Source organism: uncultured Vagococcus sp., assembly GCF_963518325.1.
In the GTDB taxonomy this organism is placed as follows: Bacteria; Bacillota; Bacilli; order Lactobacillales; family Vagococcaceae; genus Vagococcus_D.
The window spans coordinates 93,462-108,318 of the sequence record NZ_CAUQJB010000009.1 but is presented as its reverse complement, the minus strand read 5'-3'; the positions used below and the strand labels follow the sequence as shown (position 1 = coordinate 108,318).

11 protein-coding genes are annotated in these 14,857 nt (G+C 38.7%); 1 reads left to right on the top strand and 10 read right to left on the bottom strand.

Annotated elements, in window-relative coordinates; all coding sequences use genetic code 11:
- Positions 1–1,491: 1,491 nt before the first annotated feature.
- The 10 genes from RWN13_RS09845 to RWN13_RS09800 form a co-directional block, all read right to left on the bottom strand.
- Positions 1,492–3,090, bottom strand: coding sequence for an immunoglobulin-like domain-containing protein (locus RWN13_RS09845; RefSeq protein ID WP_314062830.1), 1,599 nt, complete (start codon positions 3,088–3,090; stop codon positions 1,492–1,494).
- Between the two features lie 361 nt (positions 3,091–3,451).
- Positions 3,452–3,967 (bottom strand): recombinase family protein, encoded by a 516-nt coding sequence (locus tag RWN13_RS09840; protein WP_314062829.1) that lies wholly within the window; start codon positions 3,965–3,967, stop codon positions 3,452–3,454.
- A 19-nt stretch (positions 3,968–3,986) separates the two neighbouring features.
- Positions 3,987–4,994 (bottom strand): WxL protein peptidoglycan domain-containing protein, encoded by a 1,008-nt coding sequence (locus RWN13_RS09835; RefSeq protein ID WP_314062826.1) that lies wholly within the window; start codon positions 4,992–4,994, stop codon positions 3,987–3,989.
- 15 nt (positions 4,995–5,009) lie between these two features.
- Positions 5,010–5,609: a signal peptidase I gene (gene lepB, locus RWN13_RS09830; RefSeq protein ID WP_314062824.1), complete on the bottom strand. Its 600-nt coding sequence runs from the start codon at positions 5,607–5,609 to the stop codon at positions 5,010–5,012.
- A 23-nt stretch (positions 5,610–5,632) separates the two neighbouring features.
- The gene (locus tag RWN13_RS09825; RefSeq protein ID WP_314062823.1) at positions 5,633–6,298 is read right to left on the bottom strand and encodes a hypothetical protein; all 666 of its coding nucleotides are present in this window, start codon (positions 6,296–6,298) and stop codon (positions 5,633–5,635) included.
- A gap of 15 nt (positions 6,299–6,313) precedes the next feature.
- On the bottom strand, positions 6,314–7,372 hold the full coding sequence (locus tag RWN13_RS09820; protein WP_314062821.1) for a DUF916 and DUF3324 domain-containing protein: 1,059 nt from the start codon (positions 7,370–7,372) through the stop codon (positions 6,314–6,316).
- A gap of 288 nt (positions 7,373–7,660) precedes the next feature.
- Positions 7,661–8,401: a WxL domain-containing protein gene (locus RWN13_RS09815; RefSeq protein WP_314062820.1), complete on the bottom strand. Its 741-nt coding sequence runs from the start codon at positions 8,399–8,401 to the stop codon at positions 7,661–7,663.
- Positions 8,402–8,460: 59 nt separating this feature from the next.
- The gene (locus RWN13_RS09810; protein WP_314062817.1) at positions 8,461–9,249 is read right to left on the bottom strand and encodes a WxL domain-containing protein; all 789 of its coding nucleotides are present in this window, start codon (positions 9,247–9,249) and stop codon (positions 8,461–8,463) included.
- Positions 9,239–9,553 (bottom strand): LPXTG cell wall anchor domain-containing protein, encoded by a 315-nt coding sequence (locus RWN13_RS09805; RefSeq protein WP_314062814.1) that lies wholly within the window; start codon positions 9,551–9,553, stop codon positions 9,239–9,241. The genes RWN13_RS09810 and RWN13_RS09805 overlap by 11 nt, the downstream gene beginning before the upstream one ends.
- 16 nt (positions 9,554–9,569) lie before the next feature.
- On the bottom strand, positions 9,570–12,215 hold the full coding sequence (locus tag RWN13_RS09800; protein WP_314062812.1) for a pectate lyase-like adhesive domain-containing protein: 2,646 nt from the start codon (positions 12,213–12,215) through the stop codon (positions 9,570–9,572).
- 1,783 nt (positions 12,216–13,998) lie between these two features.
- Here RWN13_RS09800 and RWN13_RS09795 point away from each other — a divergent pair.
- The gene (locus RWN13_RS09795; protein ID WP_314062809.1) at positions 13,999–14,775 is read left to right on the top strand and encodes an ABC transporter ATP-binding protein; all 777 of its coding nucleotides are present in this window, start codon (positions 13,999–14,001) and stop codon (positions 14,773–14,775) included.
- The last annotated feature ends 82 nt before the right edge of the window (positions 14,776–14,857 follow it).

Below are 14,857 nucleotides of genomic sequence, written 5' to 3'. Positions count from 1 at the left end.
TCAATTATAACGATTACCGAACAAAAAAGTGTACTCATCTTTCCATCCCAAATTGATAACTACACTAATATATTTTACCACCCTTATTAATAAAAGTACAGACTAATTATCGAATTTCTAACTAAACTAATTACGTACAGAATGAAAACGTTTAGATAATTCAATTCTCTCCGCTCTTTTTAATTTATTTAATTTATTTAAATTATTTTGGAAGCATACTTCTGGCACTGATAAAAGATTAATCAATACCTAATTCACAAAAATGTAAACACCTGATAATTCTTTTATCAATGGCACAGAAACGAATTCAAAAAAAGAAATTATCACATATCTAAAATGTGAGTCACTAATAGAGTCCATTTTGATATATGTTGGTGCAGCTATTTTATCTAGTTTAATTTGAAAAACAAATTTACAATAACACGACTATTTATAACAAATTGATAGAAATAGGATCATGGAACCTACAAAACTAATTATCCAGCCTTTTCCAAAAACACTTTACTTGATGCAATTAGCCTAGTTATATCGGCAAGAAGAGCGATGACTTTTCTTCATATACAGAAGACCACTCATAAAATTGGTAACTCTCCACCTGATTCTCTTTGAAACAGTTATAATCAATTTACTACTCTCTCATTCTAAGACGATATTCAATTTACTCATCTTGCTCAAAACAAGATGAGTAAATTGTCAAAAATAGAATTACAGAAAGTAGCATTAGGCGACTCGCCATGACCGATTTAACTAGGCGTCATTTTATATCAGAAAAGTGCGTTAGTCGTACCCTAGCCTCACTTATCCCCTTTGATACAAGTGTTTGAACCTGCCGACACCCCTCCCCTCCTCTGATGGGTTTAAGTTTGTCAAACGTGTGGTGAAGTAGTTTCATTTATATGAATACTGATACGCTAAAGATTAACGATCCCTACCTGGTCGTCGAATATTGGCCTTGCGCCGCCATTTCTCTCGCTATTCTTTAGCAACTAAAAAAGGTAACAACCATAATCAGTGACATGAATTCGCCTTATTAAATCCTTGTTTAGGTGATAAAGCTCCTCCTTAATAAAACCCGAATTCGAATGATGTCCAAGTTCAGGTACGCCAAGACATAAAAACAGGCACATCACACGAATCTCCAACGTTACCAGAAGTTTTATTAAAAGAACTCAATATACTCGGACCTGAATTGCGGACAACCTCTTCGTATTATCCAGATTTGTTTAACACTCATCGGCCTCACGAATAGGAAAACTTCGAGACTCTTTTAACAACCGCTTCACCATTGAAATCAGAGGATGCGATACATGTTTACTTCAACCTATTCAAACGAACTTCCAGATAGCACTATCAGTAAAATCAAAGTCATCAAACGAATTTTTTCGCTTTCGATGTTTTGTCACCTTTAGAAAACGGATTTTCAATCTGCCGCATACACATCAAAAAAGCAGTGAGATAATATTCTCTCACTGCTTTCAATTTTAATCGTTCTTATGGATTAACTGTTACAACAATTGTCAACTCTGTTAAATTCCCATCAGAATCTACTACTTTATAAGTCACTTCATAGTTGCCTTCAGTATTAGTATCTACATCATCTCCACCAATAATTTCAAGCGCTGACGTTAAATCACCATCTTCAACATCAAATGCAATCACATCTTCTGTCGCATCGTACCAATCACCCTTATTGACAGTAACGTTAGCCGCACCTTTAATTTCAGGCTTGTAACCAACTGGTTGAACCCCAGCTTCGCCTTCAATTACGTTAGTTGAAGAAATATAATCATCATATTGAGAGTTGCTCAATTGAAGAACAACGCCACCTAGGTTATAAGTAGAAAGGTAACCATAAGTATAATCATTATTCATGATATATTTTTCCATTGTAGGCATGTTGTAAGTTGAGATATAGCCTGAAGATCCTTTAACTTGTGAATCTTGCATAATGAAGTTTTTCATTGCTTTATTGTTATAAACACTTACATAACCAGAAGATTGTGATACTTCTGAACCATGGATTTCAAATGAATGCATTGTTTCGCTGTAAGCAACGTCGATTAAACGAGTTCTGCTGTTAACGAATTGTAATTTCTCTAATCTTAATCCTTTTTGAGTAAAGGCAACGTGTGTTTGGATATCAACGTTACGGAAGTATAATTCTTTAGTTCCGTTCAAGACAGTTGAATAACCATTTGATAATTTGATTGTAATCGCATCTTTCACATCGTTAACAGTTGTAACTGCTGCATATGCTGGAACGTCGATTGTTTTAACAACACCGTCAGCTCCTGAATAGAAGATTTGACCTGGTTTTGTCATATCAAATTTAGATGCACCAATAGCACTACCATTTGGATTCATGTAGAAGATGTCAGCAGCACTCATACCGCCAGAGCTGATAACGCGTAAACCTTTAGGACGCTCAATGCGAGTGTTCACATAATCAGTTGAGAAACCTTTTTGATTGCTGTACTGTTTAGCATCGTCTTTTAAGACAGAGTTTGAAACAGTTGCTTTTGTTAATGTTTTGTTTGAATAGATACGTAAATCAGCATTTAAGCTTGAACCATCAATAACAAGAGTTTTTAAGGCTGGAGCTGAATGGATCGCAAATGAGTAGTCAGTCGCACCGAATACTGAATTTTTAACGATCATTGATTGGATATCTTTCATCCCTGAGAAGTCAACACCCTTTTGGAAGTTAACACCATCTAAAGTAACTTTAGTTACGCCATTAGCGTAAAATGGAATTAAGTTTGGCACTGTAATGTTTTTAAATGTAACATCTCGAACATTTGTCAATTTGTGTGTTTGTCCGTTAAACTTGATTGAGATTGTTGAAGATGATGCACTTAATGTAACTGGTGCAGATGTTGGAATTGCAATTTCTTTTCTTTGACCAGTTGTATCAACATATGATACACCTGATGCCAACGTTACTTGATCACTCAGTACTTGAGTCACCTCTGGGCTTAATTCTGCTGCTTCTGTTGGTGTTGGGGCAACTACTGCTAAAGCAGCGCTCGCTAACATTGACGCTAGCACTAAATACTTAACGCCTTTGTTTTTTGTCATGTTTGTTTTCATTTTATTCTCATTCCTCCTATGTTCAATATATACATATATTAACACTAACATTTCGTAAAAGCAAATGTTTTTGAACGTTATTTTATTAATCTAAGTATATTCTAATAATCCGTTTAATTCACCCATCGACCAACCATCCTCTTGCCTCTTCACAAACTAATTATCAAAAAAAACATATTAAATAGTTAATAAAACAAGTAAAAACACACTTTAAAACTTTTCATTTAGCTATATAAAATTAAGTTTGAACGATAAGCAAGGGGGTTACCGATAAAAACCGTTTTAAAAACATTTAACACACATTATATAAACTAACAAAAATGTCTTATCTTATCCTTAGTTATCGCTCTTTTACGAACAGTTACCCTTCTTGCGTAGCGTACTTGTACGCTGTCCCCACAGACACACCACAAAGATCCGCAATTTCTCGAATTGTTTTTTGTTTTGTTTCATATAGTTTACGTATCTTCTCAACTACTCTAGTATCGATCTTCGGTCTACCAGCAATCAACCCTTTCTTTCGGGCATTTTCAATCCCCTCCATCGTCCGACTGCGCATAATTTCTTCTTCCATAATAGCCATTTGATACAACGCCACTGTGGCACTTTCGTCACTCATTTCACCTAAAACATCGTGTCTCAGTAGATGAACGGTCTTCTGTTGTTCGTGCAAGAGTCGTAATCCCGGTAATAATTGAATCAATTGTAAATTAAGGTCGATTAATGAAAAAATAACGATCTCATTTTGCTCATTCTTACTGACGAACTCTAAAAAACGCGCCGCATTACTCTCTTCAGGCTTTAGCAATGTCACCTCCTGGCAAACTTCTCGCAAGCTAATCGCTGCGACTGAATCTGTCGTATACCCAACTTTCATCTATTTCATCCTCTCTTGTTTAGTTTTTGATAATAACCATATATAACACGCCTGTCCCAATAACTAAGGCACTGGCAATAATCACAAGGGGTAACCAGTTAAACGATTTGTCAGCCGATTCTGGGCTGCTTTCAACTGTTTGTCGGACAGGCTTAGTTTCGCCAACACTAAACTCTTCTACCCACTCCCAGCTTTCATCCTCCACTTTAACCGTCGTTTTTGTTCGGTAGTCACCGCTAGGCAACGCCACGTCCAAAGGAATACTGATGACTGAGTTAGGCGCCATTTTCATTTCTTCAAAGCGACGCTCTTCCAAGACTTCGTCAGAGTCTCTTGGTGTGACAAGGGTTTCCACTGTCATTCCTTTAATGATTCGTGGTGCTTCATTGCTAAAATTAAGACTCACGATTGATTGATCCTTAGCATTAACCTTGGTAGCATTTGATTTGAAATCAAAGGGCGACTCTTCCTTCATCTCTCTCAACGAAACAGAATAAACATAAGCATATTCGTTGTTAATAGACACCGTCTCTTTAGAAGTTTTACTCTGCGGCATTGCTTGCTGCAACTGTATCCCACCTAAAATAACACCTTGAATTTCCTCAGCCGGCATTTTAAGCCTCAACTTTAAGGTTGTTTTGCCATTTTTAGGGATTGTCACGCGTTCAGGCGCCTCAATCACATCTGTTAAACCATAGGTCAGATTAGCCGTATTCAGCAATTGACTTGGACTATAATCAATAACACCAGCTTCTGTTGTTGTTGCATTACTGACGCTAACATTAATGGTTATGTCCTGATCTGTCAAGTTAGTCAAGTCTGTTTCCAACACTTGTTCTTGCCCTTTTACCATCATCAAATCAAAGAAATTGCCTTCCTTAACTTGATTTTCAGGTACTTTATTGACATAAGTGAACCCCATGCCCGTCTCTTCTTTTTTTTCAGTGGCCTTTACTGTTCCGACAAAGCCAAAACATAAAGACATAAATCCAAGAGCACCTAATAGGATGTGAATAACATGCTTCATAATATTGCCCCTCGCCTAATAAGTTTTAATCGCATCCAACGGAAAAACCCTTGTGGTCACCACACCTACAATCTCTGATTGCTTAACAAACTGATAGTCTCGACTATCTGTCGCCCCTTGTCGGTTATCTCCTAAAACAAAATAATGTCCAGCAGGTACCACCTCTTTACCAGTCAATTCCTCTAATGTGAAATCTGGCGTTAAAACGCCTTCTAGCAAGTCATTTTTACGTTTGTTTAAGTATCGTTCACTTTTCCCTTGTCCATTAACGAACAGTTGATCATCCTGATAATAAAGCTCATCCCCAGGCAAGCCGATCACTCGCCGAACAGATCGTTCGTTTGGTTTATTTGGCGTTTTCAAGTAAACCAATTCAAAACGCTTTGGTGGCTGCTTACTAATAAGTAACACATCCCCATCCGACACTTCTGGCATCATTGAATAACCGTTCATTCGGCCAAAAGAAAATGTCAGTAAACCCGCGCCAATTAAAATAGCCAACATCATTGAAAAAGCTAGTACTAATGCTTTTAATTGACGGCCTCTTTTGACTTGAGACTTTCTTTTTCCATGCCTTTTCGATGAGGTGCTTTTCTTTTTTCTTCTCTTTGCCATTAGCTAAGCACCTCACCTTCAGCTTATTGTTTCTGCGACAAGGATTTTTCATCTATTTTATAGAAGGAAAGCACCTTGTTTTGACTTTCTTCAACCCGCTTCAAGTCTTGCAAATAGCTTTCCAAAAGCGCTTTGTCTTCTATTAAAATACTGGCTTTTTGGGAAGCTAAGTTAATGCCAACTTGGCCCATCCGTGCATAATACCGATTCAGCAACAGCTGGGATTCTTTGGTTCCACGGTCACTGCCTTTTTTCGACGCAAAACTCGCCATCCTTACCGCTAGTGCATGAATATTAGCGTTAACTTTTTCTTCGTTATCATTACCCTCTATCGTCGTCAGTTGCTCGGTCATTTGATCAATTAAATAATAACCCGTCACAATATTTTCCGTATCTGCTGCCGTCATGTTGGTCATTTGGTAGTATTTAGCGTACCCACCAATCCCACTAACAACGAGCGTTACCACCAATAATGCCAAACCAGTTTTCAGATGCCGTTGCTTAGCTTTTTCATAACGGCTTCTTTGGCGGCGCCATCTTTTCTTTGAGGACTTCGCCTTCGGTTTTGTTCCTAGCTCTTTAAGCTGTGAACCTGCCTGAAAAGCTGCCACAAACGTCGCTATCATCAGTATTAAGCAGATAATCCCTAAGGAGATGGCGCCGATTATTACCCAGTCTAAATTGATCATTACCAAACCTCCTGCTTATTTTTGACGTTTCTTAGATGTGTTTTTTTTCTTATTCATCACACGTAGAAGGAAGAATATCCCCACAATTACGAACAATCCAGCAAAAACAATGGCCCCAATCATCTTCCAATTCAAACCGCGCTCTTGCACAATATTGACATCACCTTGGTTAAATTTATCAGCCTCTTCATCTGTAATGTCAAACTCTTCTGTCCATGTCCATTCCTTCTCACCATTAGAGACTTTGACATTGGCTGTGTATTTACCAGCAACCATCTCTTCACCTGCTAAACTAATCGGATAAGACATCAAGGTATTAGGTGCCATCGCCATATTGGCTTTTTTACTTTCATACAGAACTTCTTCACTGCCTTTTTTTGTCACCACCGCATCCAACGTTAGGTTTTCAACTTTTACCGCAGTTGTATTTGCAATATCAAGGAAAATCGCATTTTTATAGTTTGCTAACTCTGGGTAAACTTTTTGAAGCTCTAACTCTGGACTAACGTCCTTATCTGTCATTGAAAGAGTCACGCCAAAAAGATAAGCCACCTTATTAACGATGGTTTGCCCACCTTTATTGTCACCTGATGCTTCCACTTGACCGGCTTTTTGCATTTCAATCCCACCTGTGACAATGCCATCATAAGCAACTTCTGGCATTTTTATCGCCAGAACCAACTCAGTTTTGCCCTTCGCGGGAACCTTTACAGAGTCTGGAATCGTCACTAGATCAGATAAGTCATACTGCATAGATTTATCTTTTTGAAAATTACTTGGGCCATATTCTAACACGCCGTTACCATTAGTACGAGCGCCATTTAAGGATAAATCAATGGTCATTTCTTCGTCACTGTAATTCTCAAGTTCAACAGTCACTTCTTGTTCTTGTTTAGGATTCATCTTTAATTTTAATGCCCCACCTGGTGTAATTTGGTTTTCTGGATAATTAATTTTATAGCTATAGCCAGTTGATTCAACGGCATTCTCGACCTCATCGGCTTGTACCCATGTCGGTAATAAAATAGCGGTGAAAACTGCTAATGCAGTCAATACGTTTTTTAATTTAGTCATAAAACTGTCTCCCTTACATACGTTTTTATTGTTTGATATCGTCCAGGCTCTCAGCAACTTCGACAACTCACCGTTGTCCGTCATTGCTCAAAGCAGAACGTCTAATCAATAGTCTCAGCAGAGTTTCCTCCACTGAGCTATTTTTCGACATAGTTGTTTTTTTCGAACATCCCGAATTAACTAAGGCCATTGCCTTATAAATAAAATGGCATCTGGATAGTTCAACAATAGTTATTCTCGAACGATATAACAGGTTTTAACGAACAGTTTGCATTCATTATAATCTGTTTAGTCTAAATTAGCAATAGTCCAAGTGATATCTGCTGTGTACTCTTCGTCAACTGAAAGTGGTGTTGATGCTGGTACTGTTAGAACTACTGATTTATCCATATTGGCATCTGTAGATGTTCCGTATTCAACAGTATACGTTCCCCAGCCTTTGCCTGCTGCTGCATTGGCTACTGGCGCTGATGATCCATCTGATTCTAATAAGACGGTAGCATCTGCATGGATATCACCTTTATCCGCTTGTGTTGAATTTAAGAATGGGTTCGCAAATGAAATCGTTGCTGCTGCAATTTCATCTTGAGTTGTCGCACTTGTAAATTTCTTCGTCATAGCTGCTGATAATTTCCAACCTAGTTTAGCTGCTCCTGTACGCTTGTCGGTTACTTGCACAAAGTTACCACGTTCTGTGTCAACGCCATCTTTTTTAACCGTTGTTGGTTTTGCTTCATAAACGCCAGCATTTGCTGAAGGTGTCAACGTACGTTCGCCAAATTTAAGAACTGAAACAAAATCAACTGATAAAGGTCCTTGCTCTGTTTGCGTTGTACCTTCACCTGGATCGACAACTACTTCTTTACCTGGCTCTTCTGGGTCAGTTGGTGTTGTAATAGTCTTATCTTCTAAGAATGTCACAGTTCCTTTACCAACTAATTCTTCACCTGCTGCAAGAGCTTGTGGTGCTACCATTCCTAATGCTAATGATGCTAATAATACTGAACCTGCTAATTTTTGTAATTTCATAATAATAGTTCCTCCTAGGATTTTACCTATATTTTATTTTTTTGTACTGCTTGGTAATGCTATGACAACTCGGCTATCGTCCAAGTTAACACCGTTGTGTATTTGACCGGATCTTTTAGTGTTTTTCCCGGCACGAACAATGAGATTGCTTGATTTTTAAACATGGGTTTCTTGGTTAAAGGATCAGTTAAAGCCGAACCATCGGCATTTAAGATGGGGGTTAACGTATTGTCATTGCCATCTGTTTCACCTGATGACCCAAACTGAATGGCCCAGGTACCATTGCCTTTGCCGCGTTCGGCTGTTGCAATGGGATAAGACGCACCAATTTGATTAATTTCAATGGCGTCTTTCATAATGGTCGGTTGAAATTGCTGGCCAATAGTTGAATTTGCCCACTGTTTATCTAGGGACAAAACTGCCCCCTTTAATTCGTTGTTTTTAGCTGCACTGTTTGAAAACTGAGTTTCTTGCTTGACCGTTAACTCCCAACCAGCTACTGTGCCTCGATTATCCGTCACTTGCGCATAATTCGCTCGAGCTGGAGTGTCGCTTTTAAAAAGCTGGGCGTCAGCGTAGTACATTTGATCCTTGGTTGAAATGGCTTGAGGACCAAAAGTAAATTTTGGAACTAAATCCAAGCGTAGCGGTCCTTCTGTTTTAACAATCGGGCCGCTCGGTTCTACCACTTCACCCGGCTTTTCAGGATCAATCGGTGGTGTCTCACTGTCGCTTGAGTGAAATGTGACTGTGCCTTTACCCGTTGTTTGGGTTTCAGCAGTCACTCTCATCAATGGGACAAAAGCGAGAAATGCAACTAACACGAAAGAGGTACGTTTAATGTTCACCTAACCCCTCCTTACTCCGTTGTCGTCTCCAAAACCATACTGTCGCTATTACTATCATGCCTAATCCAATTAGATAATAAGGCGTCATCTTTTCCCCTGTTTGTGGTAAACTCAACACTTTTGAAGGGGGACTTGGTGTTGTTGGTTTTGGTTTTTCTGGTTCAGGTTCAAGACTGCTGTCTTCATAATAGAACTCCACTTCACCTTGATTACCAGCACTACTAGCGCGGACGTTTGATGGAAAAGTCATGAATAAAACAAAGACAAGACTCAGTACAATTATGATAATTCTGTTTCTGCTCACTATATTCATCCTTTCCTTACTCAATCGTATCACGCAACGTCCATTTCACCGTCCCTGTATAACTACCGTTGGTTTTTGGAACAATATCGCCTTTCGCTTGAAATTTCAAGCCATTTTGGTTGTCCGCTTTCCCCCAACCGTCAGTAATATTGTAGGTTAACTTAGGATCATTAGCGCCATTTGTATAGATGGTTTGAGGACTTTTGGTTAGAGTTAATAGGTCATTGTTAAAATAATACTTCATCGCGCCAATTAATTCGTCACCCTCATTGGTCATTTCCTCTATGACTTGGGCAGTTAAATCCCACTTATCCCGAGCACCTCGAGTATCTTCGACAATCAGTTCCGTATCGATATTTCCTTTATCAGCACCGATTAACTGTGTAAAGTCCAGGATATTCACAGAACCAAAGGATACGTTCGCAGGGGCAGACGTCATCGTCAAAATGCCATTCACAGCAACAATTTTTGCTGCTTTAAAAGTGGCATCACTGTATTTAAGATCTGTCGCTGGGTTAATATTCCCAACATCGCTGTTAGTTATTGGTGGATTGGCTATCTCAGCTTTACCAGCCTTATCTTGTAAAAAGATTTGCAGTTTATCGTCTTGTTTCAACAACCCATCTGGCAATGATATTTTCCATTTACCTTCATTATCAACTACCGTTGTCAAGCTAGGTTGAGCGACACCATTTAAAGTAAAACTAACGGTGGCATTGACTTCACCTGTCCCTGCCAATTCTTTAGAAATTGGACTAACTCGATCTTCATTAGCTACTTTAGCTGGTTCTGGTGGGGTAATATCGATAACAGTTGTTTTCACCGCTTCTTCACTGACCCATGGCCCACGAACTGCCATAGCCGAAATTTCCTTATTCGCTTCATTAAAGCGAGTATCAGTAAAAACAGCATATCCATCATTACCTGAAAAGGCGTCATGTGTCTCACCAAACGTATCAGTATATGTAACTTTTGCCTGATTAGCTGAGGCATAAACGGGCTGTAAAATAACATTACCAAACTCATCGTAAGTGTCTCCAGGTGTATAACCTATTAAGACCTTTGCCTTATAACTCTTATCAGCATCTGTCACTGGCTCCCACAGAACTTCTGGCTTAGAATTCATTCCCGCAATCCGTCGATACTTATTAACCGTAAAATTACTCAGACTCGGTTCAGACGTGGTCACATTCGCTGTGCCACCACTATTTTTAACACTAAAATTATCAACTAAGGCGTAGGTTTCCTGTGACGGTCCTAAAATAGCACTGCCGACATTCCATAAATCAATATCTGACGATTTAATCGTAAAGACATTCGTTGCATTATTCATGGCCAAGGCTCTACCACTGTTGTGATTATTTCTAATATCAAAGCCTGCAGGATTATCAAGGGTCATAGTGTGACCACCTGCGCCTTGGAGGTTAACCACGCCGCCCGACGTATTCCCTACTATGTAGAGACTTCCACCTGGTTCCACGGTTAAATCTGAATTATTAGCACTGTATTGGACTACTTCACCACTGCCTCGACTTAACAAATTGACAACTGCCCCATTTTTTATGGTCATCTTCGCATCATTTTGATCAAAGCGAACTGAATTCCCCTGCATATTAGCATTATAAATAGAGTTCTCACCTACCGTTAAACTGGCATAATGATGATAAACCGCCGGATATGAGGTACCAGATGATGAATTTTTCAACACTACTCGGCTGTTTTTTCCAATGGTAAATTCTTGCGACTTACTTGTTGATGCTGAGTTGCTTGAATTTTCCACGAACCAAACGGCTGAATAGTTAGCGTAGGTGACTTCACCATTCCAATCCGTCTTATCATCAATAATCACACTGCCGGCATAATAATTTTCTTCGGTCGTATGAAGACTCATCTTACCGTACACTTGAACTTGAGACTGATAAGCCCTAATAAAGCGGCCAACACGATTGCCGTTCTCTGGCACCGTTGTGATATTTCCATTTCTAAAAGTCCAGCCCGCCACATTGGACGTAAAGTTTGTCCCATTAACGAAGGCATAATAACCAGCTCCCGTTAACCCATTATCAATCCGCTGTTGTGCGACCATATCATGGATATGGAAAAAGCCAATCCCATCTGTCGGACTATTTATTTCCAAACTTCGTCGATTAAGATGTAACGTATGACCGCCACCGTCGATTTCAATTGATGTCCGTCTTAAACTTAAAGCCTGATTACTGGCATTACTAATGTTTCCTGTGATGATAATCTTCGTCACCGTGCCATCGTTATACGCCCCTCTAAAATCAAGCCAGTTATCAACTTCCACCACTTTCACCTCAGGGTTAAAGCCCATTTTGGCGTTAGCGGCCTCATTAGCCGCTTTGATTTCTTCTGGAGCGGCGGGGACATAACCTTTTTCGGTGGATTTTGTCAGTCTGGGTAATGGATTAAGCTCATCTATGATTTTTTCAACAGATTGAGAAGATTCCTCCAGTTCCGTCGATCGGCTTACTTCCTGACTGGATTGACTAGTTGATTCGGTACTTTGATCAACTTGGCTGCTTTCAGTACTCTCAAGACCTTCTGCCTTGACTTCCATCACAGTAGGCAATACGACACTTGCCACCAGACTTGTTAAAACCAATGTCTTCATCATGAAACGGATAGGTTTATTTTTCATTTTTTTCCTCCTTCCTCTAGTTTGATTTTTGTAACTGTTAGCTTATATTCGTTTTAATGAACATAAACTAACAGTTACTCGGTCCTAGAAGAATGACTAACCCTTCTAACCTAAGAGTGTAACAACCAGAACCACCCACAAACTAGCGTGGCACTCTTAGGTTAGAATCAAAGTTCCTCCGACCTTTCGTTCGTATAAAATCAATTTACGAACTGTTTTGTAAAAATAATGACTAGCCTCTAAACTAGCCTGTGCTTATCGCCCCTTTTCCAACTGGTTACCTCAACTGTTTTAAACAATCATTTACGAACATAAACACTAAAGATTGAAGTGATTCTGCCTTATATTGACACATCACTTTCAGTTAGCTAGTTTCATTAATTGTTTTTTTTAGTTTTGATTACCAGCCTTTTAAAATAACACGTTTCAAAAAATAGCGACCGTTCTACCTGAGCACAAAACCTAGTATACACGGTTATAACCTCATTGGTCAATGGTTATTAATATATTATTATTGAGGGTTTATTAGCTTATTTTAGTTGACAAGTTTTTCACTCACATTATCGTTTTATACCTCCCTTATATTTTAAATAACAGTTTTTACAAGACACTCCGTTCGTTAATTCTGGTATTAAGGAAGGATATCAGCAATTTATCAATCAATATCAAACATAATACAACTTGAAATTAAGTGTAAATATATTTTAATGACATTAATATTATTTTTGTAGGCAAACATATTAAACGAACAGCCTCATGTAAAAATAGCAAACTTTCACTTAACGATGGATAAGAATAGTTTTTTTCACTCTTTTTTGTTATTTAATTTTTTTTGAGCATATTTTAAAATCTTTTTTTATCTAAATTCATGAAAAAAAGTTGAAAATATCATCCTAAACAAATTATTCCCTGATGTTCTTTCTAAAATAATCGACTTTCTTCTATAGTAAGTAAAATCAACAAAAGCTCCCATCTAAACTTATCCTCCTTACTCACCTTTAACCTTACGTTCCTCTATTCACGAAGAACCGCCTGTTTTATACTGATAATAAAGAGAGTGATTTATTTGTCAACCGACCCCTATTCTTGTTTTTGCGTCACCGTACAATTTGAAGGAACCATAAAAAATTTAGAGCTAACCGTCTGCCACGGTCCCATGTGTCGGAGGTCAACGGAATCTATGGGGTTCGGTAGTTTAGCTTTTGATAAAGACATCAACTTTACCTCAACAGTTGCTTTTTCAACCTTTGATTTATCCCCCTGACACAGCGAGGCTTTTGTCACCAATGTGCCACGAGCTTAGTTGCTTATTATCGACCAATGGAAACTTACTTTGTACCAACTATGATTATCGAGAACTTGCCTAAAGAACAAATTAATTATGTTGAAGAAATTTATTTCGATAATAAACCTTGTTATTATTCTGTCGCTAACGAAACTAAAAACGAAATGGCACCTGGCAACGAATGACTATTGCCAAAGGATGCCACCTGTTAAATCGGAAGCTTCCATTCATTTTTCAATTGATAACTAAATAAAGGGAGCGTCTTTTAATGAAAATGAAAATGACTTTATCGGCGTTGAGTCAGAAGGTAAACCACTGATAGTGAACAACTCAGATAGCTGTGTGTTGTTCACTATCTCTTGGTCTTAAAAGAATAGTTTTAACCGATGATAACCACGCCTTTATTTACAACTTCAGCCACTAATGGTAGCATAATATTAAAGCACTCACGCCCCTCGAATTGAGTGAGTTCTAGCATTGGATAAGGAGGAATAGTGTTTGATAAATTTTGAAGAGGTTTCATTTATTAGAGAAGGTAATAACGTCATTTTAGACACTATCAACTGGCAGGTAAAGCCAAAGGAAAACTGGGCGATTTTAGGCCTAAATGGCTCTGGTAAAACCACCTTACTGCAACTTATCACTGGCTATCTTTGGCCCACAAAAGGTGGCTTAACTGTCTTAGGTCAGCGTTTCGGTCAAACCTCAATTCCTGATTTGCGTAAGCAAATCGGGTGGGTTAGTTCTGCTCTTAGTTATCAAATGAAAGGTCATTTTTTAGCTGAAGACATTGTCTTAAGCGGAAAATTCGCCACGATTGGCATTCATCAAATTGTAACGGCCGAGGAACAACAGGCCGCAAGAGAACTTTTGGCAACCTGCGGCGGTCAGCATTTAATCGGCAAACGCTTTGACGTTATGTCTCAAGGTCAACGCCAGATTACCCTTATTGCACGGGCACTCATGGCTAAGCCCCCTCTTTTGATTCTTGACGAACCTTGTAACGGCTTGGACCTCTTTGCTCGGGAACAACTTCTGGAGCGAATTGAAGCCATTGCCAATACGCCAGATGCCCCTAATTTACTGTTTGTCACCCATTATACGGAAGAACTTTTGCCTTGCTTCGATCAGCTGATGTTACTAATGGAAGGAAAGATTTTTGAACAAGGTCAAACAGTTGATTTATTAACTAAGGACAAGTTGGAAAATTTTTACGACAAACCTGTCAAACTAGTCCCGATGGCAGATAATCGAGTGACAGTTGTCCCTAATTAACCTTCATATCAAGATTGTGAAAGTAACCTTTTGCAATCTTTTTTCCTTGTCTTAGTCGCTTTTTCTTCTAAAATTGGCTTTC